This window comes from Corallococcus sp. CA049B (assembly GCF_003611685.1).
Lineage (GTDB): Bacteria > Myxococcota > Myxococcia > Myxococcales > Myxococcaceae > Corallococcus > Corallococcus coralloides.
In genome coordinates this window covers 1-21,149 of record NZ_RAWC01000155.1, presented here as the reverse complement: position 1 = coordinate 21,149, position 21,149 = coordinate 1, and the positions used below count along the sequence as shown (strand labels likewise).

Here is a 21,149-nt window from a genome sequence, read left to right as displayed (position 1 = left end):
GTGCGCGAGCTCCCCCGAGCCCCGCCGCCTCGCGACGACTTCGATGCCTCCGACCCGCGCCGCGTGGAGGTGGTGGAGCCGGTGGTGGAGGCCTCCTCCGGCCGCATCGACGCGGAGGACCTGCGCCTGGCCATCCAGGCCGTGACTCCGCTCGTGCAGCAATGTTTCCAGGACGCCGCACAACGCAACCGGGGCACACACGAAGTAAAGCTGCGCTTCACCGTGGAGGGCGAGGGCTCCGAGGGGAAGATGACCCGGGGCGAGCTCGTCTCCAGCTCCATCCCGGACCCCATGGTGCAGGCGTGCGTGCTGGATTCGCTCCTGGACGCGCGCTTCCCGGCCCCCCACCTGGGAGGGTCCGCGACCGTGCTCCATCCCTTCCGGTTCACCGTGCCCGGGGACGCTGGCCCGTGAGGTCGGGTTGCGCGTAAGGTTCAGGCCCCCTTCGGCCCTCCGCGCATGCCCGTCACCGTCGAACAGCTCGCGCCTTCCCACACGGACGCCCTGCGCGCGCTCCTGGCGAAGGATCCCATCCACAATCTCTACCTGCTGGGGTTGCTGGAGGAGTTCGGCATCGCGGCGCCGGAGCGCCAGGCGGCCTTCTCCTTCCACGGCCGCTTCGACAGCGGCGTCCTCACCGCGGCCGTCTTCGTGGGCGGCGAGGGCGGGCTGGTGGTGCCCAGCGCCAGCGACGCCAGCGCCACCGGAGTCATCGCGGACGCGCTCGCCGCCAACCTCAAGCTGCGCTCCACCGTGGGAGACAAGGCCTCCGTGGACGCGCTGGTGCGCAGCCTCTGTGAAGGCAAGCCGCGCCTGTCCCGCACCCAGAAGCTGTTCAGCGTCTCCGCGGACGACCTGGGCCCCTTCACCAACCCCACCCTGCGCCTGGCCCGCGAAGAGGACGTGCCCCGCCTGGTGCCCCTGGCCCAGGGCTACGTGCGGGAGATTTTCGAGCGGGACCCGCTGTCCGAGGACCCCGCCCACTACGAGGCCCGCGTCCTCCAGCGCGTGCGCCAGCGCCGCACCTACGTGCTGGAGGAGGCCGGCGAGCTCGTGTTCAAGGTGGACATCGGCTGCCGCTCGCAGTTCGGCGCGGAGCTGGAGGGCATGTACACGCCCCCGTCCCGCCGCCGCCAGGGCCACGCCACGCTGTGCCTGGGGCAGATTTCCCGGCACCTCTTGTCCTCGCTGCCCCGGCTCGCCATGCGCGTCGACGAGCGCGACGAGAGCACCGCCCGCATCGCGCGCAAGGTGGGCTACCACGCCGGCCGCACCCAGCGGCTCGTGCTGGTGGAGTAGTCCCCGGAGCAACGCAGGCAACACACGCCTGTTGCTCCCGGGACAACTGGGACTGCCAAAAAGACATGTAAACAATTGAAAACACGCCAGCCCCGACCAGGGCATGGCGCTTGCTCCCTGGGAGCGCGGCGCGCGTTCGCGTGCCCGGCGGCCCCAATCACCGCCGCATCCCACGGGAGCAGTTCGATGAAGCGTTTCCAGACGTTGGCGAAGGTGTGCGCGTTCGGTGTGGTGGCGTTGAGCGCGGGGACCGCGGCCGCGTGGCAGTACTACCCGGGCATCGCGTTCAAGGCCGCGTATGCGTCCGACGCGGCGTGCTTCAACGTCCACAGCTACTCCGGGCTGGTCAACAACTGTACGACGACGCGTCTGGCCATCGCCTCCGTGCCCATGTGGACGACCGGCTACCACCCGACGACGGTGCAGATCTACGGCAACAACAGCTGGTGCGAGACGACCACGGTCAACGGCGTGGGCAACGGCGCGCACCTGGGCACGGCCACGTACACGGTGGCGGGCCCCATGGCGTGGCAGACCATCAACACGGGTGACCGCTACGTGTGGGAGGACTTCGCCATCGTCTTCCGCTGCGGCCTGCAGTCGGGCGGCATCCTCGGCGGCTTCACCATCGACTGATGAAGCGCGGGGCCGCGCGAAGGCTTCACATTCCTCCCCTTCGCGCGGTCCTTTTCTCCTCACCCCGAAGCCCCGCGAGCGCCCCGATGTCCTCCAGGCTCCAGACCGTCCTCGCCATCGTCAACACCGCCGCCATCGCGGGCGTGGGGCTCACGCTCGCCAGCCACCAGCGCGCCTCCGACGAGGCGATGGAGGAGCTGCGGGCCCAGGTGCGCCGCGCCAACGCGAGCACCGACGCGAACCTCGCGGACCGCCGCGCCGCCGCGGAGACCGCGATGCGCCTGTGGGCCGCCAACGCCGCGCGCCCGTCCGCGGCGCCCCACGCACGGCCCGGCCCCGCGGAAGCGGCCCCTTCCGGTGAAGCCGCCGCGGCGGAGGACTCCGGCGAAGACGTGCCCCCGCCTCCGCCCATCCGCCCGCCACCGGCCTCGTTCGAGCAGTCGCGCACCCGCGTGTTCAACGCGTTCGCCGCGGAGCCGGTGGACGGAGACTGGAGCGCGAGAGCGTCCCGGACGCTCGACGACGCGTTCCGCGCGCACCTGCCTGCCACCTCCCGCGTGAAGTCGCTGGAGTGCCGCGCCACGCTCTGCCGCGTGGAGCTGGTGCACCGGGCCCAGGCGGACCACGGGGCCCTCCTGATGAACGGGCTGCGCACGTGGCCGGGCTCCGTCTTCATCGCCAACGAGGCGCAGGAGGGCGACGACTACGTGGTCACCCTGCTCGCGTCGAAAGAGGGCACGAACCCGCCGCTGTAGCGCGGCCCGGCGCCGGACACGGTGGGCGGCCCCTCACCGTGTCCGGGCCGGCATGTTCCGGGAGGAAGCGGGCTTGAGAGCGCCGCACGACACCCGCGCGCGGCGCCCGGCGGATGCCCTACAGTCCGCCTTCGAAATGAGCAGCCGCCCCACGCCCTCCCGCCGTCCCCTCTCCGGAGCGGGCCCCGTCATCCTCCACGCGCCCACCGACCCCGGCTGGCTGCCGCTGGCGCTCGCGAACTTCGACGCGGTGCTGGTGGACCACGCCCACTGCGAGAAGAAGGCCGCCGCCAACGCGCTGTCCATGCTCCAGGCCTACCCGGACCTGCCGGGCCTGCCGTCGCAGATGGCGCGCCTGGCCCGCGAGGAGAGCGCCCACCTGGCGCGCGTGCTGGACCTGATGGCCGCGCGCGGCCTCACGCTCACCAAGGACGCCGGAGACCCGTACGCGCAGGGCTTGCAGAAGCACGTGCGCACGCCCGCCCCGGAGCGGCGCGTGGACCGCCTGCTCGTCGCCGCCATCATCGAAGCGCGCTCGTGCGAGCGGCTGTCCCTGCTCGCGGAGGGGCTCACCGACCCGGCGCTCGCCCGCTTCTACGGCGAGCTGGCCCAGTCCGAGGACGGCCACCAGTCCCTCTTCCACCGCCTGGCCGTCACCGCGTCCAACGGGGACGAGGCCGCCGTGGACGCGCGCCTGCAGCACCTGCTCGCGCAGGAGTCGCGGGTCCTCGCGGACGTGGGGCTGCGCGCCGCCATCCACTGAAGGAGCGGCTCACGCCCCCACGTGGAAGGGCCACACCACGGGGACGGCGAAGACGAGGAACACCACCAGCACCGCGGTCAGCGGCGTGCCCAGCCGGAAGAAGTCGGTGAACCGGTAGTGCCCGGGCCCGTAGACGAGCACGCAGCTGGGCTCCAGCGGGGTGATGAAGGAACAGCTGGCCGCCAGCGTGATGCCCATGGCGAAGGGGCGCACGTCCACGCCCAGCTGCGTCGCCGCGTTGAGCGCCACCGGCAGCACCACCAGCGCCGCGGCCTGGTTGCTCATGGGCGCCGACAGCACGATGGTCAGCACCATCAGCAGCGCCAGCACCGCGCGGGGCCCGCCGTACGCGCCCAGCCGGGCCACGTGGTCGCCGATGAACTCCCCCGCGCCGCTCACCTCCATGGCCAGCCCCAGCGCCATCATGGAGCCGATGAGCAGCACCACCCGCCAGTCCACGCGGAACGCGGTGCGCGCGTCCACGCACCCGGTGGCGATCATCAGCAGCATGCCGGCGAGCCCCGCCAGCGACAGCGGCACCCAGCCCAACGAGCCCGCCGCCAGCGCGCCCAGGAAGATGAGCACCGCGAGCAGCGCCTTCGCGTAGCGCGGCGGCTCGTACTCGTGGCCCTCCAGCACCATCAGGGTGTGGCCCGGGGCCAGCTCCGCCACCTTCTGCCGCGGGCCGCGCAAGAGCAGCACGTCCCCCACGGACAGGGGCAGCGTGGACAGCGAGTGCTCCTCCCGGGCGCGCCCCAGCAGCTGCAGCTTCGTGAGCCGCTGGATGCCGGGCCGGCGGTGCAGCCCCAGCGCCACCAGCCCGAAGCGCTCCACGAACAGCGTCTCCCTCAGGCTGCGCCCCACCAGCGCACTGCCGGGCGGCACGCCCACCTCCGCGAGCATCGACTCCGGCCCCTCCAGCTCCGCGTCCGACAGCCGCACGTCCGGCCGCAGCGCGAGCCCCTGCAGATCCTTCACCCGCAGGATGTCCTCGCGCCTGCCCTCCACCAACAGCCGCTCCTGGCCCGTCAGCACGTAGGACGGCTTCGCGTTGAGTGTCTCGCCGTCGCGAACCACGCCAATCACGCGCAGGCCCAGGCCCTCGCTGATGTCCGACAGCGGCTGGCCTACATAGCGCGAGTCCCCGGGCACCACCGCCTCCGTGAGGTAGTCGCGCAGCGTGAAGCCCTCCGTGCCCGGCTTGCCCTCGCGCGCGGGCAGCAGCCACCGTCCCAGCAGCACCACCACCGCGATGCCCATGAGCACCACCGGCAGCCCCACCGGCGCCAGCTCCGCCACGCCAATGGGCGCAAGCCCCTGCCGCTTCAGCGCCGCGGACACCACCAGGTTCGTGGACGTGCCGAAGAGCAGCACCGTGCCGCCCAGCATGGACGCGTACGCCAAGGGCAGCAGCACCTTGCTGCGCGGCACCTTCGCCCGCTGCGCGGCGCCAATGGCCACCGGCAGGAAGGCCGCCGTCGTCACCGTGTTGGAGATGAACGCCGAGAACACCGCCACCACGCCCATCATCGCCAGCACGAACGCCTGGTGGCCGAAGCGCGCGAAGAACGCCATCCGCTGCCCCACCATCTGCACCACGCCCGTCGCGGCCAGCCCCTGCGTCATCGCCAGCAGCGTGAAGATGAAGATGACGGTGTCGTTGCTGAAGCCCTCGAACGCTTGCGCGGGCGTCAGCACCCCGGACAGCGCCAGCAGGCACACCACCACCAGCGAGGTGAACTCGATGGGGATGGAATCAATGGAAAACAGAACCAACGCGACAACGATGACGGCCAGGACGAGGGCGATGGACATAGGTGTGGATGCGCCCCCTCAACCTGGGCACGGCGCGCCGCGCCGCCAGCGTGTGCCGCACCGCGCCGTTTACTGATGGGCGACCGGGCGCTGATAAGTGGAATTAGGCCAGAGCGGTCGAAAGTCCGGTTGACTGCCGGACGTCGGTTGATTTTAGGCCCCTGGTCCAGAAGGTTTGGTGTTCCTTCCGCTGTAGGGTTTCCCCCCCTCGCACGACGCGGGATGCGGGAAGACCCCACGCAATGAGACACCCCGAGGAGACCTCCATGGCTTCGACGCAAGCGGCCGCCGCCACCGAGCAGGCGCCCACGAAGAACCCGACCCTTCTGGCCTGGGTGGCCAAGATGGCCGCGATGACCCAGCCGGACCGCATCGTCTGGTGCGACGGCTCCGAGGCGGAGAAGCAGCGCCTCACCGAGCAGGCGGTGAAGGACGGCACGCTCATCCCGCTCAACCCCAAGACGCGGCCGGGCTGCTACCTGCACCGCTCCAACCCCAACGACGTGGCGCGCGTCGAGCACCTCACGTTCATCTGCACGCCGAACAAGACGGACGCGGGCCCCACCAACAACTGGATGGAGCCGGAGGCCGCCTACACGAAGCTCTCCCAGCTGTTCGAAGGCTGCATGAAGGGCCGCACCATGTACGTGGTGCCCTACGCCATGGGCCCGCTGGGCGGCGCCTCCACGAAGATTGGCGTGGAGCTGACGGACAGCGACTACGTGGTGCTCAACATGCGGATCATGACCCGCATGGGGAAGGCCGCGCTGGACATGCTGGGCGACAGCGACGACTTCAACCGCGGCCTGCACTCCACGGGTGACGTGAACCCGGACCGCCGCTACATCTGTCACTTCCCGCAGGACAACACCATCTGGAGCTTCGGCTCCGGCTATGGCGGCAACGTGCTGCTCGGGAAGAAATGCCTCGCGCTGCGCATCGGCAGCTACCTGGGCCGCGAGGAGGGCTGGCTCGCCGAGCACATGCTCATCCTGGGCGTCACCAGCCCCAAGGGCGAGACGACCTACATCGCCGCAGCCTTCCCGTCCGCGTGCGGCAAGACGAACTTCGCCATGATGATTCCGCCCAAGGAGTACGCGGGCTGGAAGATTGAAACCGTCGGCGACGACATCGCCTGGATGCGCCCGGGTCCGGATGGCCGCCTGTACGCCATCAACCCGGAGGCCGGCTACTTCGGCGTGGTGCCGGGCACCAACTACAAGACCAACCCCAACGCCATGGAGACCATCTCCAAGGACACGCTCTTCACGAACGTGGCGCTCACGCCGGACGGCGACGTCTGGTGGGAGGGCAAGGACGGCGAGGTCCCCGAGGAGCTCATCGACTGGCAGGGCAAGCCCTGGAAGAAGGGCAGCACGGAGAAGGCGGCGCACCCGAACAGCCGCTTCACCGCGCCCATGAGCAACAACCCGGTGCTGTCCGCCAAGGCGAACGACCCCATGGGCGTTCCCATCAGCGCCATCATCTTCGGCGGCCGCCGCTCCAACACCGTCCCCCTGGTGCTCCAGGCCTTCAACTGGACCCACGGCGTGTTCCTGGGCGCCACCATGGGCTCCGAGACGACGGCGGCGGCCACCGGCAAGGTGGGCGTCGTGCGCCGCGACCCCATGGCCATGCTGCCCTTCTGCGGCTACCACATGGGTGACTACCTCCAGCACTGGCTGGACATGCAGAAGTCCATCCCGCAGCTGCCGAAGATCTTCCAGGTCAACTGGTTCCGCCAGGACAAGAACGGCAAGTTCATCTGGCCGGGCTTCGGCGACAACATGCGCGTCCTCGAGTGGATCGTGAACCGCGTGCAGGGCCGCGTCCCCACGCAGGAGACGCTGCTGGGCTGGGTGCCGCGCCAGGACCAGGGCCTCAACCTCAACGGCCTGGACCTGCCCGCGGAGGCCATCCAGGAGGCCACCTCCATCAAGGAGGACGAGTGGAAGTCCGAGCTCAAGAGCCAGGAGGTCTTCTTCGAGCAGCTGGGCACCAAGGCCCCCGAGGCCCTGATGCTCCAGCGCAAGCTGCTCATCGCGCGCCTGGACGGCTGATCGCCGTCTGACGCCTCTTGAAGGCCCGTCCGGGGCTGCTTCCTCCCTGTTGCTACAGGGGTGGGGGCGGCCCCGGCGCTTTTTCAGGGGGCCAGTGCTTCGACGGCCGGAATGTTCGGCGCTAGGCTCCCCGCCCCATGAGACTGGTTTTCGTGTTGTCGCTGGCGCTGGCGCTGGCGCTGGCCCCGGGGTCCGCCCTGGCGCAGCGGGGTGGCTCCAAGGTCAACGTGCAGGCGCTGTTGAAGGAGGGCAAACGCCTCTATGACGCCGGCAAGTACCGCGAGGCGGCGGAGGCGCTGAAGCAGGCCAACGAGGCGCAGCCGCACCCGCGGCTCGTCTACAACATCGCCGTGGCGCTGGAGTACGCGGGCGAGCCCCGCGAGGCGATGACCTTCTACCGGCAGTACGTCACGTCCTCCAGCGAGGACACCGACCCCGCCCTCTTGAAGAACAGCAACCGCGCCATCGACCGGCTGCGCGTGCAACTGGACCGCGAGGACCAGGCGCAGGCGGTGGCGGACGCGGACAGGAAGCGCCTGGAGGCGGAGGCGGATGCCGCGCGGCAGCAGGCGGAGGCCGAGCAGGCCGCGGCCCGGCGCGCGGAGGAGGAGAGCGAGCGCCAGAAGCAGGCGGAGCTGAACCGGGCCATCAAGTCCTACCGCAACCAGCGCATCGCGGCGTTCGCCACGGGCGGCGTGGCGGTGCTGGGCGTGGGCGCGGGCGTGCTCTTCGGGCTGCAGGCGCGCGACCAGCGCGACCAGTTCGACACCGCCAGCACGCTCGCGGACAAGCAGCGGCTGTCGGACAGCACCAAGAGCAAGGCGCTGCTCGCGGACATCGGTTTCGGCGTGGGGCTCGCGGGGGCCATCACCGCCATCATCCTGTATCCCAAAGAGGGCCCTCCCGCGCAGGGCGAGGTCCGCGTGACGCTCGCGCCGCGTGGCGCCGGGGTCGGCATGGAGGGGCGTTTCTGATGCGCGCGCTGGGAATGATGACGTTGGGAATGGCGCTGCTGTCGTCCGGGTGCAGCTTCACCACGGCGGGCGGCCTGTCCGAGTGCACGACGAGCAGCGACTGCGGCGCCAACAGCGTCTGCACCTCCGGGTTCTGCCTGCCGCAGCCCGCGGGCTGCGACCAGGTGGTGGGCGCCACGTCCGCGGCGAACCCCATCGTGCTGGGCGCGGCGCTGCCGCTGACCAACGCGAGCGGCAACGCGGAGATTGAACAGCAGCGCTTCAACGGCCTGAAGCTGGCGCTGGATGAAGTGAACCAGGCGCAGGGCGTGGGTGGCCGCCAGTTCGTCATGTACGTCTGCGACACCGGCGCGGACACGAACCGGGCGGTGAAGCAGGCGGGCTGGATGGTGAACGACAAGGGCGCGGTGGCGCTCTTCAGCGCGGGCAGCGCGCAGACGCTCGCCATCCATGAGGTCACCACGCCCAAGAACGTGCTCTTGATGAGCCACACGGCCACAAGCTCCGCGTTCACCACGCTGTCGGACAAGAACGGCGGCAGCGTGGGCCTGGTCTGGCGCACCACGCCCTCGGACGTGCTCCAGGGCCGCGTCATCGCGAACGTGCTCCAGGGCGTCACGCCCATCAACGACCCGGGCGTGACGTTCACCCCTCCGGCCAAGGTGGGCGTGGCGTACGTCAGTGACTCGTACGGAACGGGCCTCTTCGACGCCATCCAGAACCGCATCCCCAACAAGGACAACGTCGCGGGCGCGCAGTACAGCCGCAACGAGGCCGTGAGCGGCGCGGTGAGCCGGCTGGTGTCCTTCAAGCCGGACATGACGGTGCTGGCGGGCTTCCCCGAGGACAACTCGCGCCTGCTGCTGGAGGCCATCGACGCGAAGGTGGGCACGGCCTACGGCAACCGCTGGTTCCTCACCGACGCCAGCAAGGACCGCACGCTGCTGACCTCCCGCAAGGAGGTCGAGACGGAGCTGTCGGGCACGTACGGCACCGCCCCCGCGTCCGCGCGCCCCAACGACTCCACCTACAAGCTCTTCGCGGACCGCTTCATCACGGCCTACAGCACGGACCCCGGGCAGTACTCCTTCACCGCGCACGCGTACGACGCCATGTACCTGGTGGCGCTGGGCTCGGCGTACGCGGTGGGCGCTGACACCAACAACCCGCAGCCGGTGACCGGCCCGCGCATCGCGGAGGGGCTCACGAAGCTGACGCCCGCTTCCGGCCAGACGGCGACCAGCTACCCCCTGGGCTCCACGCAGTTCACCGCGGCGCGCGAGGCCCTGCGCGGCGGCGCCGTCATCGACGTGAAGGGCGCCAGCGGCGAGCTGAACTTCAACAACGAGACGGGCGAGGCGCCCTCCCCCTACGAGCTGTTCAAGGTGACGGGCACCACCTTCAAGACGGTGCAGCTCATCGACCCGCCGACGGACTGAGCACGCGCAAGAGCGGCACCAGGGCGGCGGTGAAGACCTCGGGCGTCGGCAGCAGCGACAGCACGAGGTACGCACCGCCGCCGAAGTCGTGGAAGTAGCCCGGCTGCACGCGCACCCCCTCCTCCAGGAGCCGCAGGCAGGTGGCCTCCTCTCCGGGGTGATGGGGGATGCGCAGCACCGCGCTCCAGCCGCCGTGCGAGCGCACCACGTCCCACGCGGCGTCCGCCGGGCGCGCTCGAAGCAACCGCTCCCGGTTGCCCTTCACCCGCTCCAGCAGCGCCTGCTGGAAGCGCGGCGCCTGCGCCAGGAGCGCCGGCAGCGCGAGCTGAACGGGAGTGGCCACCGACAGCGCCGCGTCCGCCACGTCCTCCAGCCGGGCCAGGGCCTCGTCGCGCGCGTGCGCGGGGCCGCCCACGTGCAGCCACGCCAGCTTGAGGCCGGGCATGCCCACCACCTTGGACAGGCCGGAGAGCGAGAACGTCAGGCACGGCAGCGGACGCCCCGCCACGGACGTCACCCGCCCCGCTTCTTCATCCCACGCGAAGTCGGAGAACACCTCGTCGCAGATGAGCGCCAGGCCGTGGCGCGCGCACACGTCCGCGAGCGCGTGGAGCTCGCCTTCGTGCAGGAAGTGGCCGGTGGGGTTGCCGGGGTTCACCACCACCACCGCGCGCGTGCGGGCGTCCACGCAGTCCTCCACCCGGGCCGCGTCCAGGCCGAAGCCGTGCACGGCGGGCAGGCGGTAGGAGCGCGCCTGCACGCCCTCCAGGCGCGCCAGGACGTCCACCAGCGGGTAGCCCGGCGCGGGGAGCAGAACGTGGTCCCCCGGGTCGCACAGGAGCTTGAGGAGCCAGCCGTAGGCCTCGCTGGTGCTGGCGGAGAGGACGACGTGCGCGGCCTCCACGGACGCGCCCCGTTGGCGCAGGTGCGCGGCCACGGCCTCGCGCGCGGTGGGCAGGCCGAAGGGCTCTGGCGTGTAGCGGAAGGGCTCGGGGAGGGCCCCGAGGTCCACGTCCGGTGGGGGCAGCCCCACGCGCGTGGGGTTGGTCTCCGCCAGGTCCAGCAGGGGCAGCCCGCGCGCGTGGCGCTCGGCGACGGCCTGGGAGAGCGGGTTGGGGGTGCGCGGGAAGGCGGTGCGGAGCGAGAAGCGGCTCACAGCCCCGTCTGGAGCATGGCGCTGGCCACGCGGCGGATCAGCTCGCGGCGCAGCTCCAGGCGGCAGTGCTCGACGGCCTTCTCGTGCGGCGCGGGCAGTTCCGGGTTCCGGGTGCGGATCGCGGTGCGCAGAACCAGCTCGACCTTCGTCGGCTCAATCTGGAACAGGCGCGGACCGTCTTTCTGGAGGAAGTAGGACAGCCCGCGCTGTTCAATGAGCTTCTTGAAGAAGCGCCGGACGTCCGCGAGGAGCGTGATGTCGATGATGTCCGCCATTCGTCCGGCTTTCTCGCGCGGAAAAAACGGGACGTCCAGATCACGGCCACCACCACGCGAAAACTTGCGCGACCTGTAGCACGCGCCTTTTCGCCGAACGCGGCGGAGGCCGATTTATCGGGCCCGCGCGCGTTCGGACACCAGCGGCGCCAGCGCGCGCCGGAACGCGAACTGGCGCTTTTTTGGATCCTCCACATACGGCACGGGCCCCAGCACCTCCACCCCGTGGCGGGCCTCCAGGTAGCGCCGGTTGTCCCGCTCCGCCAGGTCACGTCCGGGCACTCCGCGCGACAGCACCACCGCGCGCACGGACACCTTGCGCGCCGCCAGCGCCTCCAGCGACAGCGCCACGTGGTTGAGCGTGCCCAGCCCCGCGCGCGCCACCAGCACCACGGGCAGGCGGAAGGCCTGGATGAGGTCCACCACGTCGCGCTTCGAATCCACCGGGACGAACAGCCCCCCTGCCCCCTCCACCACCACGCTCCCGCCCTTCAGCTGCTTCCACGCCGCGAGCGTCACGCGGAAGTCCGGCTCCGTGCCCAGCCGCGACGCCGCGATGCCCGGGGCCAGCGGCGCCTTGAAGCGGTGCGGGCAGAGGACGTCCACCGGCAGCGTGCTGCCCGCGGCCTCGCGCATGGCGAGCGCGTCCGACGGGGCCTTGAGGGACGCGCAGCCGCTCTCGTAGGGCTTGAAGCCCTGGGGCGCATGGCCCGCGTCCTTCAGGAGCGACAGCAGCGCGCACGACACCTGCGTCTTGCCCACGCCGGTGTCCGTGCCGGTGACGAAGAACTGGAGTGCATCAGGGACCACGGGAGACTCCCACCCGGCGCAGGGCCTCCAGCGCCAGGTCGATGTGGCCCGTCGTATGGGCCGCGGAGAGACAGAAGCGAAGCCGGCTGGTGCCCTCCGGCACGGTGGGCGGGCGGATGGCCTTCACCAAGAGGCCCGCCTCGCGCAGGCGCTTCGCCGCCTCCAAGGCGCGCGAGGGCTCCCCCAGGATGACCGGGAAGATGGCGCTCCGGGGTTCGGCGGGCAGTCCCAGCGCGCGCAGACCCTCGGTGAAACGGTGGATGTGTCCCCACAGCCGCTCGCGGGGCGCGGGGTCGTGCTCCACCAGGTCCACCGCGCACCCGGCGCCAGCGCACAGGGCGGCGGGCAGCGCGGTGGAGTAGACGAACGGCCGGGCGCGGCTGACCAGCAGGTCCGCCACCGCGCGCGAGGTGGCCACGTACGCGCCCAGCCCGCCCAGCGCCTTGCTCAGCGTGCCCATGCGCAGGTCCACGCGGTCCTCCACGCCCAGCGCCTCGCACAGGCCCGCGCCGCGCGAGCCCAGGACGCCGGTGGCGTGTGCCTCGTCCACCATCAGCGCGGCGCCATGGGCCTCGCACGCGGCAAGAAGCTCCCGCAGCGGGGCCACGTCCCCGTCCATGGAGAACACGCTGTCCGTGACGACCAGCTTGCGCCGCGCGGGCGTCTGTTCCAGCGCGCGGGTGAGCGCGGCCACGTCCGCGTGCGGGTAGACGACGACGCGCGCGCGCGACAGCCGGCAGCCGTCCACCAGCGAGGCGTGGTTGAGGGCGTCGGAGAACACCGCGTCGCCGGGGCCCACCAGCGCGGGCAGGATGCCGGTGTTGGCCGCGTAGCCGGAGTTGAAGAGGCGCACGGCCTCCGCGCGCTCGAAGCGGGCGAGTCGCGCCTCCAGCCGCTGGTGCGGCACCATGTCCCCCACCACCAGGCGGCTGGCGCCCGTGCCCACGCCGTAGCGCTCCAGCGCGGACGCGACGGCGGCGCGCACGGCGGGGGACGCCGCGAGCCCCAGGTAGTCATTGGAGGAGAAGTTGATCAGCCGCGCGTCCCCCACGCGCACCTCCGCGCCCTGGGGAGAGTCGAGCGGCTCCAGCGCGCGGCGGAGGCCCTTCGCGGACAGGGCCTCCAGGTCCTCGCGCGCCCAGCGGTCCGCGACCGGAGCGGTGGACTTCACCGGTCCTGCCGGGGCTCCAGGGGGCGGATGCCCGCCTTCTCCAGGAGCGCCATGTCCTGGGTGTACTCGGGGTTGCCGGTGGTGAGCAGCTTCTCCCCGAAGAAGAGCGAGTTGGCGCCCGCCATCATGCACAAGAGCTGCGCTTCTTCATTCATCTGCATGCGGCCCGCGGACAGGCGCACCATGGCCTGGGGCATGAGCAGGCGCGCGGTGGCGATGGTGCGCACCATGTCCACCGTCTCCACGCGGTGCTGCTCCGCCAGCGGCGTGCCCTCCACCGGAACAAGCGCGTTGATGGGCACCGACTCCGGGTGCACCTCCTGGTTGGCCAGCGTGCGCAGCAGGTTGCAGCGGTCGTCCACGGACTCGCCCATGCCGATGATGCCGCCGCAGCACACGGAGATGCCCGCGTCGCGCACCCGGTCGAGCGTCTTCAGCCGGTCGTCATAGGTGCGGGTGGAGATGATGTCGCCGTAGTGCTCCGGGGACGTGTCCAGGTTGTGGTTGTACGCGGACAGGCCCGCCTCGCGCAGGCGCTTCGCCTGGCTGTCGGACAGCATGCCCAGCGTGGCGCACGCCTCCATGCCCAGGGCCCGCACGCCCTTCACCATCTCCAGCACGCTGTCGAATTGCGGACCGTCCTTCACCTCGCGCCACGCGGCGCCCATGCAGAAGCGGGTGGCCCCGGCCTGACGGGCCTGCGACGCGGCGGCCAGCACGTCCGGCACCGCCATCAACTTCTCCGCCTTCACGCCCGTCTTGTAGCGCGCCGCCTGCGGGCAGTACGCGCAGTCCTCCGGACACCCGCCCGTCTTGATGGAGAGCAGCGAACAGAGCTGCACCTTGTTCTCCACGAACACCTGCCGGTGCACCGTCTGCGCCTTGTGCACCAGGTCCAGCAGCGGCAACTGGTACAGCGCCTTCACCTCCGCGAGCGACCAGTCGTGCCGCACCGTCACCCCTTCCGGGGCAGGGGCGGCGTGGTGGGCGTGGCCGTGGAAGGACTCGGCGGTGTCGGACATGCGGGCTCCTGGGGAGGCGTCAGGAGGCCGACGGTGCGTGGCCCGGAGGCCATTGTCAACGCTCTTGGCGGAGGTGGCTGACGAGTCCCCCTTCCCCTCTGAGAAGCCCGCAAGACAGAAGGGACGTCCGTGCGTGACACGGACGTCCCTGGCTGTCTCCCGCCTCATCGGTCGAGGAGCCCTGCCTGACTAGACGTGGACGCGACGGCCGCGGCCGGCGAGCCCCACGAGGAACAGCACCACCAGCGCACCCAGGACGGAGAACAGCAGGCCCGTGGGGTGGAGGTCGAACACGCGACCGTCACTGGAGAACAGCGAACCGACGAAGCCGCCCACGAACGAACCGGCGATGCCCAGCAGCGTGGTGGCGATGAGCCCCATCGACTGGTTGCCCGGCATGATGGCGCGCGCGATCAGACCCGCAACCAGACCAATCACCAGAAACGCGATAATCCCCATGGCACTCTCCCTGTGTGGGGGGCGCGCTGTTTCGCGTCGCCCGTGGTCCAGAAACTGGGTTGTCCCCCCCTGTGGGGCAACTCGCTACCTGATCCACGACATGATGCTTGCCTGCTCCCCTGGCATGGCGCGCGAATGTGCATGGGGCGACGAAACGTCAGGGGTCTGGGGTAGACACTCCAACCCATGGCGAAGGCGAAGACGCACTACACCTGTCAGGCCTGCGGCTACCAGACGGCGAAGTGGCTCGGGAAGTGTCCGGACTGCGGGGCCTGGAGCTCGCTCCTGGAGGAGACCGAAGCGAAGGTGGACGACAAGCGCCCGGCGTGGGGCGCGTCCGGGGGCGCCTCCAAGCCGGTGAAGCTGCAGGACGTGACGGCGGAGACGGAGGTCCGCCGGCGCACGGGCATCACGGAGTTCGACCGCGTCCTGGGCGGCGGCGTGGTGGGCGGCTCGCTGGTGCTGCTGGGCGGCGACCCGGGCATCGGCAAGTCCACGCTGCTGCTGGCGGCGCTGGACAAGCTGTCGCGGCACGGGCCGGTGCTCTACGTGTCGGGTGAAGAGAGCCTGCGGCAGACGAAGATGCGCGCGGAGCGCCTGCGGGTGGCGAGTGAGGCCATCCACCTGTTCGCGGAGACGGACGCGGACCGGGTGCTCCAGGCGGCGGAGGCGCTGAAGCCGCAGGCGCTGGTGGTGGACTCCATCCAGACCATGTACCTGCCGGAGCTGGGCAACGCGCCGGGCAGCATCACCCAGGTGCGCGAGGTGGCGGGCCGGCTGATGGCGTTCGCCAAGCGCAGCGGGGTGCCCACGTTCCTGGTGGGCCACGTGACGAAGGAGGGCTCCATCGCGGGCCCCCGGGTGCTGGAGCACATGGTGGACACGGTCCTCTACTTCGAGGGCGAGCGCGGCCACCCGTTCCGGCTGTTGCGCGCGCACAAGAACCGCTTCGGCAGCACCAACGAGATTGGCGTCTTCGAGATGAAGGGCGCGGGGCTGGTGGAGGTGGCGGACCCGTCCGCGCTGTTCCTCTCCGAGCGTCCGCAGGGCAAGTCCGGCAGCGTGGTGACCAGCACGCTCAACGGCACCCGGCCGCTCTTGGTGGAGGTGCAGGCGCTGGTGGCGCCCACGGGCTACGGCACGGCGCGGCGCACGGCGATTGGCGTGGACGGCAACCGCGTGGCGCTGCTGGCGGCGGTGCTGGAGAAGAAGGAGGAGATTCCGCTGGTGGGCTGCGACCTGTTCGTCAACGTGGCGGGCGGCATGCAGTTGAGCGAACCGGCGTGCGACCTGGCGGTGTGCGCGGCGCTGGTGAGCAGCCTGCAGAACCGGCCGTTGGACGCGAAGACGCTGGTGCTGGGAGAGGTGGGGCTCGCGGGCGAGGTGCGCGCGGTGGGCCAGGTGGAGCCGAGGCTCGCGGAGGCCGCGAAGATGGGCTTCCAGCGGGTGGTGCTGCCGGCCGGCAGCGCGCGGCGCGTGGAGAAGACGAAGCTCCAGGTGGTGGGCGTGGAGACCCTGAGCGAAGCGCTGGCGGCGATGTTCGACTGACGTCTGGGGTGTCAGTGCTTGTGCAGCATCCAGGACACGTCCGGCACGCGCGTGGGCTTGGTGAGGGTGGGCAGGTCGAAGAAGGCGTCGCGGCCCAGGGTGGCGATGAGCTGGCCTTCTGCGGCGTCGCCTTCCGGGGTCATGGCCTGGGTGGGCAGCTCATAGGGCTGGACGAGGACGAGCCCCCCGTCGAGTGACTGGCGCTGGGACGCGGGGATGGCGTCCAGGCGCGGGCCGAAGAGGTCCACGAAGGGGGCGCCGAAGACGTTGCGCCAGTAGAGACCTTCCAGGCCTTCGCTGTAGTCGCGCAGATTGAAGACAAGCTTGGAGCCGAAGCCATCTTCGTTGGGCTCGATCCGGTCGCGCTTGCGCTGGAAATCGTCATCGAGGCCTGCCTGGGCGAGGGGCGCCCCCAGTAGGTGCATGATTTCGACGACCTGACGCAGATGGGCCTCGCGCCACCGGGCCTTTCGGGCTTCCACAATCGATGTGTACCAGCTGAATGAACCGATGAAGGGGTACTTCCCGTGGCGTTCGGGGGAGAAATGGATGAAGTCCCGATCTGTCTTCGCCCCGATAAAGAAGCGTTTGGATTCGTCGTAGTAGGCCGCGAGCGCATCCAGGTCGAAAGAACCGGGCTCACACTGCTCATCCACTCCGACGCTCCCGTAGCGCACAGGTTGGAACCAGCGGCCCTCCGTGAAGAACCGGCGGAGGAGTTCGCGGATGGTGCTCGTTGATGGAACCCCAGGGAGAAGTGACCAGCGGGTTTTCAGATAGCGCAGCGCCATGAGCAGCTTTCAAGGGAAGGGCTGGATGTTGGACTGGCCCGACAGCCTGAGGCCTTCAAGTTCCGCCTGAAGTGGCCCGGTCAACCGCGTCGCCCCTTCGGGATGTTTGGCGGAACGGATCCAGAGTTCGAGGGAGCCACCGTACTTCTGGACGTACTCAATCATGGCCTTGAGGTTTCCGGTGAACGCCAGTTCCTTGCGGCCCTTCACCTCCACGAAGTCGTAGGGGCTGCCCCAGACCAGGTCGCCTTTGTGTCCCGTCACGGCATCCGGGACGAAGCCCTGGGCCTTGCTGCCCGGCGGCGGCAACAGGAGGTCCGTGTTCTTCGGCAGCTTCCGGCTCTGGAGCACGGACTGTTCGAACGCACTGCCCGCGCCCTTGTTCTGGATGACCGTCTGGTAGAGCCGCTCCCACTCCGGCTCCACGGCGTACTTGAAGCTCCGGTACTTCTCCGGGTGACGGAACTGGTAGTCCACCCACGCCTGCGCCAGGTGCTCCGCGCTGCCCGACACCAGCCGCGCTCCCTCCGCCGTCGCCCGTGAGCCCACCAGCGCCACGCGCTTGCCCCGGGACAGCACGCGCCCCGCCTCCGCGAGCGGCGCCTCCAGCCGCTTCGCCAGGGCCCGCAGCTTCTCCACGTCCTCCGGGGACACGGACTCACCGCGCCCCGCCGCGCGCAGCACCTGGCGCAACTCCTGGGCCTCCCGCGGCGACAGGTGCTGCACCACCCGCTGCAACACCTGCACCTCGCGCAGGCTCCGGCCCGTGAGCAGCGCGACGCGCTCCGCCCCCTGCGCGCCTTCCGACAGCAGGCGCCCCGACACCACCGGCAGCGCCACGCTCACCGCGCACAGCAGCCGCTCGCCGTCCGTCAGCGGGTATCCCAGGAGGCTCTGCCCCAGCACCACGCCGCCCACGTCCGCCACCTCGCCGGTGACGGGCAGCAGCCCCAGGGCGATCTCCAGCACCAGCTCCTCCGGCGGAATGCCCGGGGGCTCACGCGCCGGCTCCCAGACCGGCGGCGCGGAGCGGCCCGCCTCCACCGCGGACGCCAGCAAGCTGTCGCGCGCCAGCAGGTAGAGCGCCACCTCACTGGGGCTCTTGCGCGGGAAGTCCGGGTCCTCCGTGTGCGTGGACGCCCAGTCCAGCACCGCCTCCACCAGCGCCAGCTGCGTCTCCTCGTAGAGCGCGCTCTCGGTGAGCAGTCCGTCGCTCCCGAGCCGGCGGAAGTGCGCGTCCGCCAGGACCTGACGGCGCGCATCCGCCCAGCGGTGGAACTCCTCCAGCTTCGCCTCCGCCCGCGCGGACCGCTTGCCATCCTCCAGCAGGGCCTGGGCGTGCTTCGCCTTCAGCCGCAGGTACACCTCCAGCGGCTCGTCCTTCGCGAGTTCCTCCTCCGTCCGCGCGGACGCCCAGAGCATCAGGTCATTGAGCGCGGCATGGCCCACCTGACGCTCCGTCTCCATCACGGCGGGCTGCTTCAAGGCGGCTCGCTTCTCGCGGATGAACGCGAGGTAGCGGCCCAATTCCTCTCCTCCAACGGTGCCGCTCGGGCCCGCGCCGCCCCAGGCGGGGTCACGCGTGAACGAAGCCGGGGATGCACTGTGATAGCGCCCGTAGCCGTGCATCCCCACCGGCAGGGTCCGGGAGCCCGGCGTCCCGCAGGCCGAGAGCGACAGGACCCCCACCAGCCCCGCGCCGAGTCGTCCCAACCATCCTGTCAGCATGACGCGCCCCCCCTCAATCACTCACATCTACCAGTCGTGTCTGACGTGTTTCGTGAGCCACTTCCTGACGCGCGGGCCCCCACGCGGGTCCCATCCAAGACATCCCCAGCGGCCCACGCCATCCCTCCTCCGGGGGATTCCTCGCGGCTTTCCGGCAACGCGGAACGAGGACTGGCCACGGACGGGGGCATGCCGTTTGATGCGGGGGTGTCAGGAGCACCGCCCGGATGACGCATCGCCCTCATTCCTCCCGCCCGCGGGACGCGCTGGGCTCGCTGTCCGCGCGGCTCTTGCTGGCGTTCCTCCTGCCCACCCTGCTCTTCCTGTCACTCGCGGGCGCTTCCGTGTACGCGCTGGCCCGCGCGAGCCTGGAGGACGAGCTGGGCGCGAGCCTGTCCGCGCTCGCCGCCGCCACCGCCAGCCAGGTCAGCGGCGAGCGCATGCTCACCATCGAGCCCGGCGACGACGTGTCCGGCACCCGCACGTGGCGCGCCCTCGTGCGCCTCTTGGACGGCGTGCGCACCGCGAGCGGCGTGCGCCGGGTCTACGCCGTGGACGCGCGGGGACGCATGCGCGCGGACGCGGGCGGCAACCTGCCCGTGGGCTCCGAGCTGCCGGACCTCGCGCGCGACCGGCTGGAATTGACGCGAGTCCTCGCCGGCAAGCGCGCCGCCAGCCAGGTGCTCTTCACCGGCTCCGACGGGCTGCTCTACAAGACGGGCTACGCCCCCGTGGTCCAGGACGGCCAGGTGGTGGGCGCCATCGGCGTGGAGGGAAGCGCCGCCTTCTTCGGACCGCTGCGGCGGCTGTGGCGCACCTTCGTCATGGCCAGCGCCGTGGCGCTCGCCGCGCTCGCCGTCATCGCCGTCTTCACCGCCCAAGGCCTGGCCCGCCCGCTGCGGCGGCTGATGGACTCCGCGCTGCGAATCGGCCGGGGGGACCTGGCCACGCCCGTGCCGCCGGAGCCCACCCGCGAAATCGGCGTGCTCGCGCGCGAATTGGAGGTCATGCGCGGCGCGCTGGAGAGCCGCGACCGGCAGCTCAAGCTCATGCTCGCGGGCGTGGCCCACGAGGTGCGCAACCCGCTGGGCGGCATCGCGCTCTTCTCCGGCCTCTTGCAGGAGGACCTGCGCGCGGGCGCCCACGCGGACGCGAACAGCCACGTGGACCGCATCCAGCGCGAGGTCGCCTACCTCCAGCGCATCGTCGAGGACTTCCTCGCCTTCGCGCGCGAGCAACCCCTGGCGCGCGCGCCGGTGGACGCGCCCGACCTCGTGTCCAACGCCTGCGAGCTGCTCTCGGTGGAGGCCCAGGGAAAGGGCGTGACGCTGGACGTGGCCGCCGCGCCCGCGCACCTGGAGGCGGACGGCAGCCTGCTCACGGCCGCACTCGTGAACCTGGTGAAGAACGCCGTGCAGGCCGCGCCCGGCGGGGGGCGCGTGCGGGTTCGCGGTGAGCCGCGCGACGGGGGCTACGCCATCGACGTCCAGGACCCGGGGCCTGGCGTGCCCGAGGCCGAACGCGAGCGCATCTTCGAGCCGTTCTTCACCACCCGCGAGCAGGGCACCGGCCTGGGCCTGCCCCTGGCCAGGAAGATCGCCCGCGCGCACGGGGGCGAATTGTCCCTGCGCTCCACGCCGGGAGACACCGTCTTCACGCTGACCCTGCCCCTCGGGTCGGCATCAAGGCGGGCCTGAGCCCCAGACCCCATATTGGCCGTCCTCAGGCTGCCTCCCGTCGCTCCCGCCGGAAGCCTGAGCCGCGCTACCCGCGCACCACCTCGCGCGCCTTGCTCAGCATGCGCCGCAGCGGCGCTTCATCCGCGCGCGTCAGCGCTTCGTCCCAACCCAACCACTGGATGCCGAACGACTCCGCGGGATCATGCGCGAGCGACTCGGGGTCCTCCGCCACCACGAGGTAGCGCACGTCCAGGTGACAGTGCTCCGGCTCGTCCTTGCGCGCGGGGATGACGTGCACGTCCACGTCCAGCGGGCGCGGCGCGGTGGGGTGCAGGTGCACGCGGCAGCCGGTCTCCTCACGGGCCTCGCGCAGCGCGGTGGCCTCCATGTCGCCTCCGTCCCCGGCCTCCGCGTGGCCGCCCGGCTGCAACCAGCGCTTGAGCTTCGCGTGGTGCAGCATCGCCACCCGTCCGCCCGCCGCGTCCACCACCACCGCGCTGCCGGTGAAGTGCGCCTCCACCTGCGAGCGGGAGAAGGGCTCCTTCAGCGACGTGGCGAGGTGGCGCATGCGCGAAAGGTCCTCGCGCTCCTTGTCGTCCGTGGGGACGTGGCGCGCGAGCAGTTCAATGAGGGCAGCGGAGACGGGGGCCATGCGCCGGGATAGACACCCGCCCGGCCCGGGACGCCAGCCCTTTCACGGCAAGGCCCCACCTGCACCCCGGCAGGTCCGGTGTAGGGTGGCCTGGCGTGTGCATTCCGCCGCCCACCC

At 71.1% G+C, this 21,149-nt stretch carries 20 protein-coding genes; 10 read left to right on the top strand and 10 right to left on the bottom strand.

Features of this window, described 5'->3' with window-relative positions; genetic code table 11:
• The 5 genes from D7W82_RS27565 to D7W82_RS27545 all read left to right on the top strand — a co-directional run.
• The coding region (locus D7W82_RS27565; protein ID WP_147439567.1) for an AgmX/PglI C-terminal domain-containing protein at positions 1–414 on the top strand (414 nt) is incomplete at its 5' end.
• Between the two features lie 45 nt (positions 415–459).
• Positions 460–1,299 carry a GNAT family N-acetyltransferase gene (locus tag D7W82_RS27560; RefSeq protein WP_120621193.1) on the top strand — a complete coding sequence of 280 codons (840 nt, stop codon included), beginning with the start codon at positions 460–462 and terminating at the stop codon, positions 1,297–1,299.
• 186 nt (positions 1,300–1,485) lie between these two features.
• Entirely contained in the window at positions 1,486–1,935 is a 450-nt protein-coding gene (locus tag D7W82_RS27555) for a hypothetical protein (RefSeq protein WP_120621192.1), read from the top strand.
• A gap of 86 nt (positions 1,936–2,021) precedes the next feature.
• Complete coding sequence (locus tag D7W82_RS27550) at positions 2,022–2,690, top strand: hypothetical protein (RefSeq protein ID WP_120621191.1); 669 nt, start codon at positions 2,022–2,024, stop codon at positions 2,688–2,690.
• A gap of 136 nt (positions 2,691–2,826) precedes the next feature.
• Entirely contained in the window at positions 2,827–3,453 is a 627-nt protein-coding gene (locus D7W82_RS27545; RefSeq protein ID WP_120621194.1) for a tRNA-(ms[2]io[6]A)-hydroxylase, read from the top strand.
• Between the two features lie 9 nt (positions 3,454–3,462).
• Here D7W82_RS27545 and D7W82_RS27540 read toward each other — a convergent pair whose 3' ends face one another.
• Positions 3,463–5,268: an SLC13 family permease gene (locus tag D7W82_RS27540; protein WP_120621190.1), complete on the bottom strand. Its 1,806-nt coding sequence runs from the start codon at positions 5,266–5,268 to the stop codon at positions 3,463–3,465.
• 266 nt (positions 5,269–5,534) lie between these two features.
• Here D7W82_RS27540 and D7W82_RS27535 point away from each other — a divergent pair, with 266 nt between their 5' ends.
• The 3 genes from D7W82_RS27535 to D7W82_RS27525 all read left to right on the top strand — a co-directional run bounded on the left by D7W82_RS27535 (position 5,535) and on the right by D7W82_RS27525 (position 9,741).
• Positions 5,535–7,328 (top strand): phosphoenolpyruvate carboxykinase (GTP), encoded by a 1,794-nt coding sequence (locus tag D7W82_RS27535; protein ID WP_120621189.1) that lies wholly within the window; start codon positions 5,535–5,537, stop codon positions 7,326–7,328.
• A gap of 137 nt (positions 7,329–7,465) precedes the next feature.
• Complete coding sequence (locus tag D7W82_RS27530; RefSeq protein WP_120621188.1) at positions 7,466–8,302, top strand: tetratricopeptide repeat protein; 837 nt, start codon at positions 7,466–7,468, stop codon at positions 8,300–8,302.
• Positions 8,302–9,741, top strand: coding sequence for an ABC transporter substrate-binding protein (locus D7W82_RS27525; protein WP_120621187.1), 1,440 nt, complete (start codon positions 8,302–8,304; stop codon positions 9,739–9,741). Before D7W82_RS27530 ends, D7W82_RS27525 begins: the two co-directional genes overlap by 1 nt.
• Here D7W82_RS27525 and D7W82_RS27520 read toward each other — a convergent pair.
• From D7W82_RS27520 to D7W82_RS27495, 6 genes are all read right to left on the bottom strand, one after another.
• Entirely contained in the window at positions 9,719–10,897 is a 1,179-nt protein-coding gene (locus D7W82_RS27520; protein ID WP_120621186.1) for a pyridoxal phosphate-dependent aminotransferase, read from the bottom strand. The genes D7W82_RS27525 and D7W82_RS27520 overlap by 23 nt on opposite strands.
• Positions 10,894–11,172 (bottom strand): hypothetical protein, encoded by a 279-nt coding sequence (locus D7W82_RS27515; RefSeq protein ID WP_014394019.1) that lies wholly within the window; start codon positions 11,170–11,172, stop codon positions 10,894–10,896. Before D7W82_RS27515 ends, D7W82_RS27520 begins: the two co-directional genes overlap by 4 nt.
• 114 nt (positions 11,173–11,286) lie before the next feature.
• On the bottom strand, positions 11,287–11,982 hold the full coding sequence (gene bioD / locus D7W82_RS27510; RefSeq protein ID WP_120621185.1) for a dethiobiotin synthase: 696 nt from the start codon (positions 11,980–11,982) through the stop codon (positions 11,287–11,289).
• Positions 11,972–13,153: an 8-amino-7-oxononanoate synthase gene (bioF, locus tag D7W82_RS27505; protein ID WP_120621184.1), complete on the bottom strand. Its 1,182-nt coding sequence runs from the start codon at positions 13,151–13,153 to the stop codon at positions 11,972–11,974. Before bioF ends, bioD begins: the two co-directional genes overlap by 11 nt.
• The gene (gene bioB, locus D7W82_RS27500; RefSeq protein WP_120621183.1) at positions 13,150–14,175 is read right to left on the bottom strand and encodes a biotin synthase BioB; all 1,026 of its coding nucleotides are present in this window, start codon (positions 14,173–14,175) and stop codon (positions 13,150–13,152) included. Before bioB ends, bioF begins: the two co-directional genes overlap by 4 nt.
• Before the next feature lie 189 nt (positions 14,176–14,364).
• Positions 14,365–14,634, bottom strand: a complete 270-nt coding sequence (locus D7W82_RS27495; protein ID WP_120597359.1) for a GlsB/YeaQ/YmgE family stress response membrane protein — start codon at positions 14,632–14,634, stop codon at positions 14,365–14,367.
• A 186-nt stretch (positions 14,635–14,820) separates the two neighbouring features.
• On the opposite strand from D7W82_RS27495, the gene radA reads away from it, so the two are divergent.
• A complete protein-coding gene (radA, locus tag D7W82_RS27490) occupies positions 14,821–16,182 on the top strand; it encodes a DNA repair protein RadA (RefSeq protein ID WP_120621182.1) in 1,362 nt (453 codons plus the stop codon).
• Between the two features lie 11 nt (positions 16,183–16,193).
• On the opposite strand, the gene D7W82_RS27485 is transcribed toward radA, so the two are convergent.
• Entirely contained in the window at positions 16,194–16,973 is a 780-nt protein-coding gene (locus tag D7W82_RS27485) for a hypothetical protein (protein ID WP_120621181.1), read from the bottom strand.
• 9 nt (positions 16,974–16,982) lie between these two features.
• Positions 16,983–18,701 carry a hypothetical protein gene (locus D7W82_RS27480; RefSeq protein ID WP_158617735.1) on the bottom strand — a complete coding sequence of 573 codons (1,719 nt, stop codon included), beginning with the start codon at positions 18,699–18,701 and terminating at the stop codon, positions 16,983–16,985.
• A 227-nt stretch (positions 18,702–18,928) separates the two neighbouring features.
• Between D7W82_RS27480 and D7W82_RS27475 the strand changes: the two genes are divergently transcribed.
• Complete coding sequence (locus D7W82_RS27475) at positions 18,929–20,398, top strand: HAMP domain-containing sensor histidine kinase (RefSeq protein WP_120621179.1); 1,470 nt, start codon at positions 18,929–18,931, stop codon at positions 20,396–20,398.
• Positions 20,399–20,465: 67 nt separating this feature from the next.
• Here D7W82_RS27475 and D7W82_RS27470 read toward each other — a convergent pair whose 3' ends face one another.
• Positions 20,466–21,032 carry an NUDIX hydrolase gene (locus tag D7W82_RS27470; RefSeq protein WP_120621178.1) on the bottom strand — a complete coding sequence of 189 codons (567 nt, stop codon included), beginning with the start codon at positions 21,030–21,032 and terminating at the stop codon, positions 20,466–20,468.
• Positions 21,033–21,149 lie beyond the last annotated feature (117 nt).

What these genes read in the sequence shown, in the direction of transcription:
- bioB (WP_120621183.1), bottom strand. Translation starts at nt 14,175, where the DNA reads ATGTCCGACACCGCCGAGTCCTTCCACGGCCACGCCCACCACGCCGCC.
- D7W82_RS27495 (WP_120597359.1), bottom strand. Translation starts at nt 14,634, where the DNA reads ATGGGGATTATCGCGTTTCTGGTGATTGGTCTGGTTGCGGGTCTGATC.
- D7W82_RS27485 (WP_120621181.1), bottom strand. Translation starts at nt 16,973, where the DNA reads ATGGCGCTGCGCTATCTGAAAACCCGCTGGTCACTTCTCCCTGGGGTT.
- D7W82_RS27550 (WP_120621191.1), top strand. Translation starts at nt 2,022, where the DNA reads ATGTCCTCCAGGCTCCAGACCGTCCTCGCCATCGTCAACACCGCCGCC.
- D7W82_RS27545 (WP_120621194.1), top strand. Translation starts at nt 2,827, where the DNA reads ATGAGCAGCCGCCCCACGCCCTCCCGCCGTCCCCTCTCCGGAGCGGGC.
- D7W82_RS27470 (WP_120621178.1), bottom strand. Translation starts at nt 21,032, where the DNA reads ATGGCCCCCGTCTCCGCTGCCCTCATTGAACTGCTCGCGCGCCACGTC.
- D7W82_RS27480 (WP_158617735.1), bottom strand. Translation starts at nt 18,701, where the DNA reads ATGCTGACAGGATGGTTGGGACGACTCGGCGCGGGGCTGGTGGGGGTC.
- radA (WP_120621182.1), top strand. Translation starts at nt 14,821, where the DNA reads ATGGCGAAGGCGAAGACGCACTACACCTGTCAGGCCTGCGGCTACCAG.
- D7W82_RS27560 (WP_120621193.1), top strand. Translation starts at nt 460, where the DNA reads ATGCCCGTCACCGTCGAACAGCTCGCGCCTTCCCACACGGACGCCCTG.
- D7W82_RS27525 (WP_120621187.1), top strand. Translation starts at nt 8,302, where the DNA reads ATGCGCGCGCTGGGAATGATGACGTTGGGAATGGCGCTGCTGTCGTCC.
- D7W82_RS27475 (WP_120621179.1), top strand. Translation starts at nt 18,929, where the DNA reads ATGACGCATCGCCCTCATTCCTCCCGCCCGCGGGACGCGCTGGGCTCG.
- D7W82_RS27555 (WP_120621192.1), top strand. Translation starts at nt 1,486, where the DNA reads ATGAAGCGTTTCCAGACGTTGGCGAAGGTGTGCGCGTTCGGTGTGGTG.
- D7W82_RS27540 (WP_120621190.1), bottom strand. Translation starts at nt 5,268, where the DNA reads ATGTCCATCGCCCTCGTCCTGGCCGTCATCGTTGTCGCGTTGGTTCTG.
- D7W82_RS27535 (WP_120621189.1), top strand. Translation starts at nt 5,535, where the DNA reads ATGGCTTCGACGCAAGCGGCCGCCGCCACCGAGCAGGCGCCCACGAAG.
- D7W82_RS27530 (WP_120621188.1), top strand. Translation starts at nt 7,466, where the DNA reads ATGAGACTGGTTTTCGTGTTGTCGCTGGCGCTGGCGCTGGCGCTGGCC.
- D7W82_RS27515 (WP_014394019.1), bottom strand. Translation starts at nt 11,172, where the DNA reads ATGGCGGACATCATCGACATCACGCTCCTCGCGGACGTCCGGCGCTTC.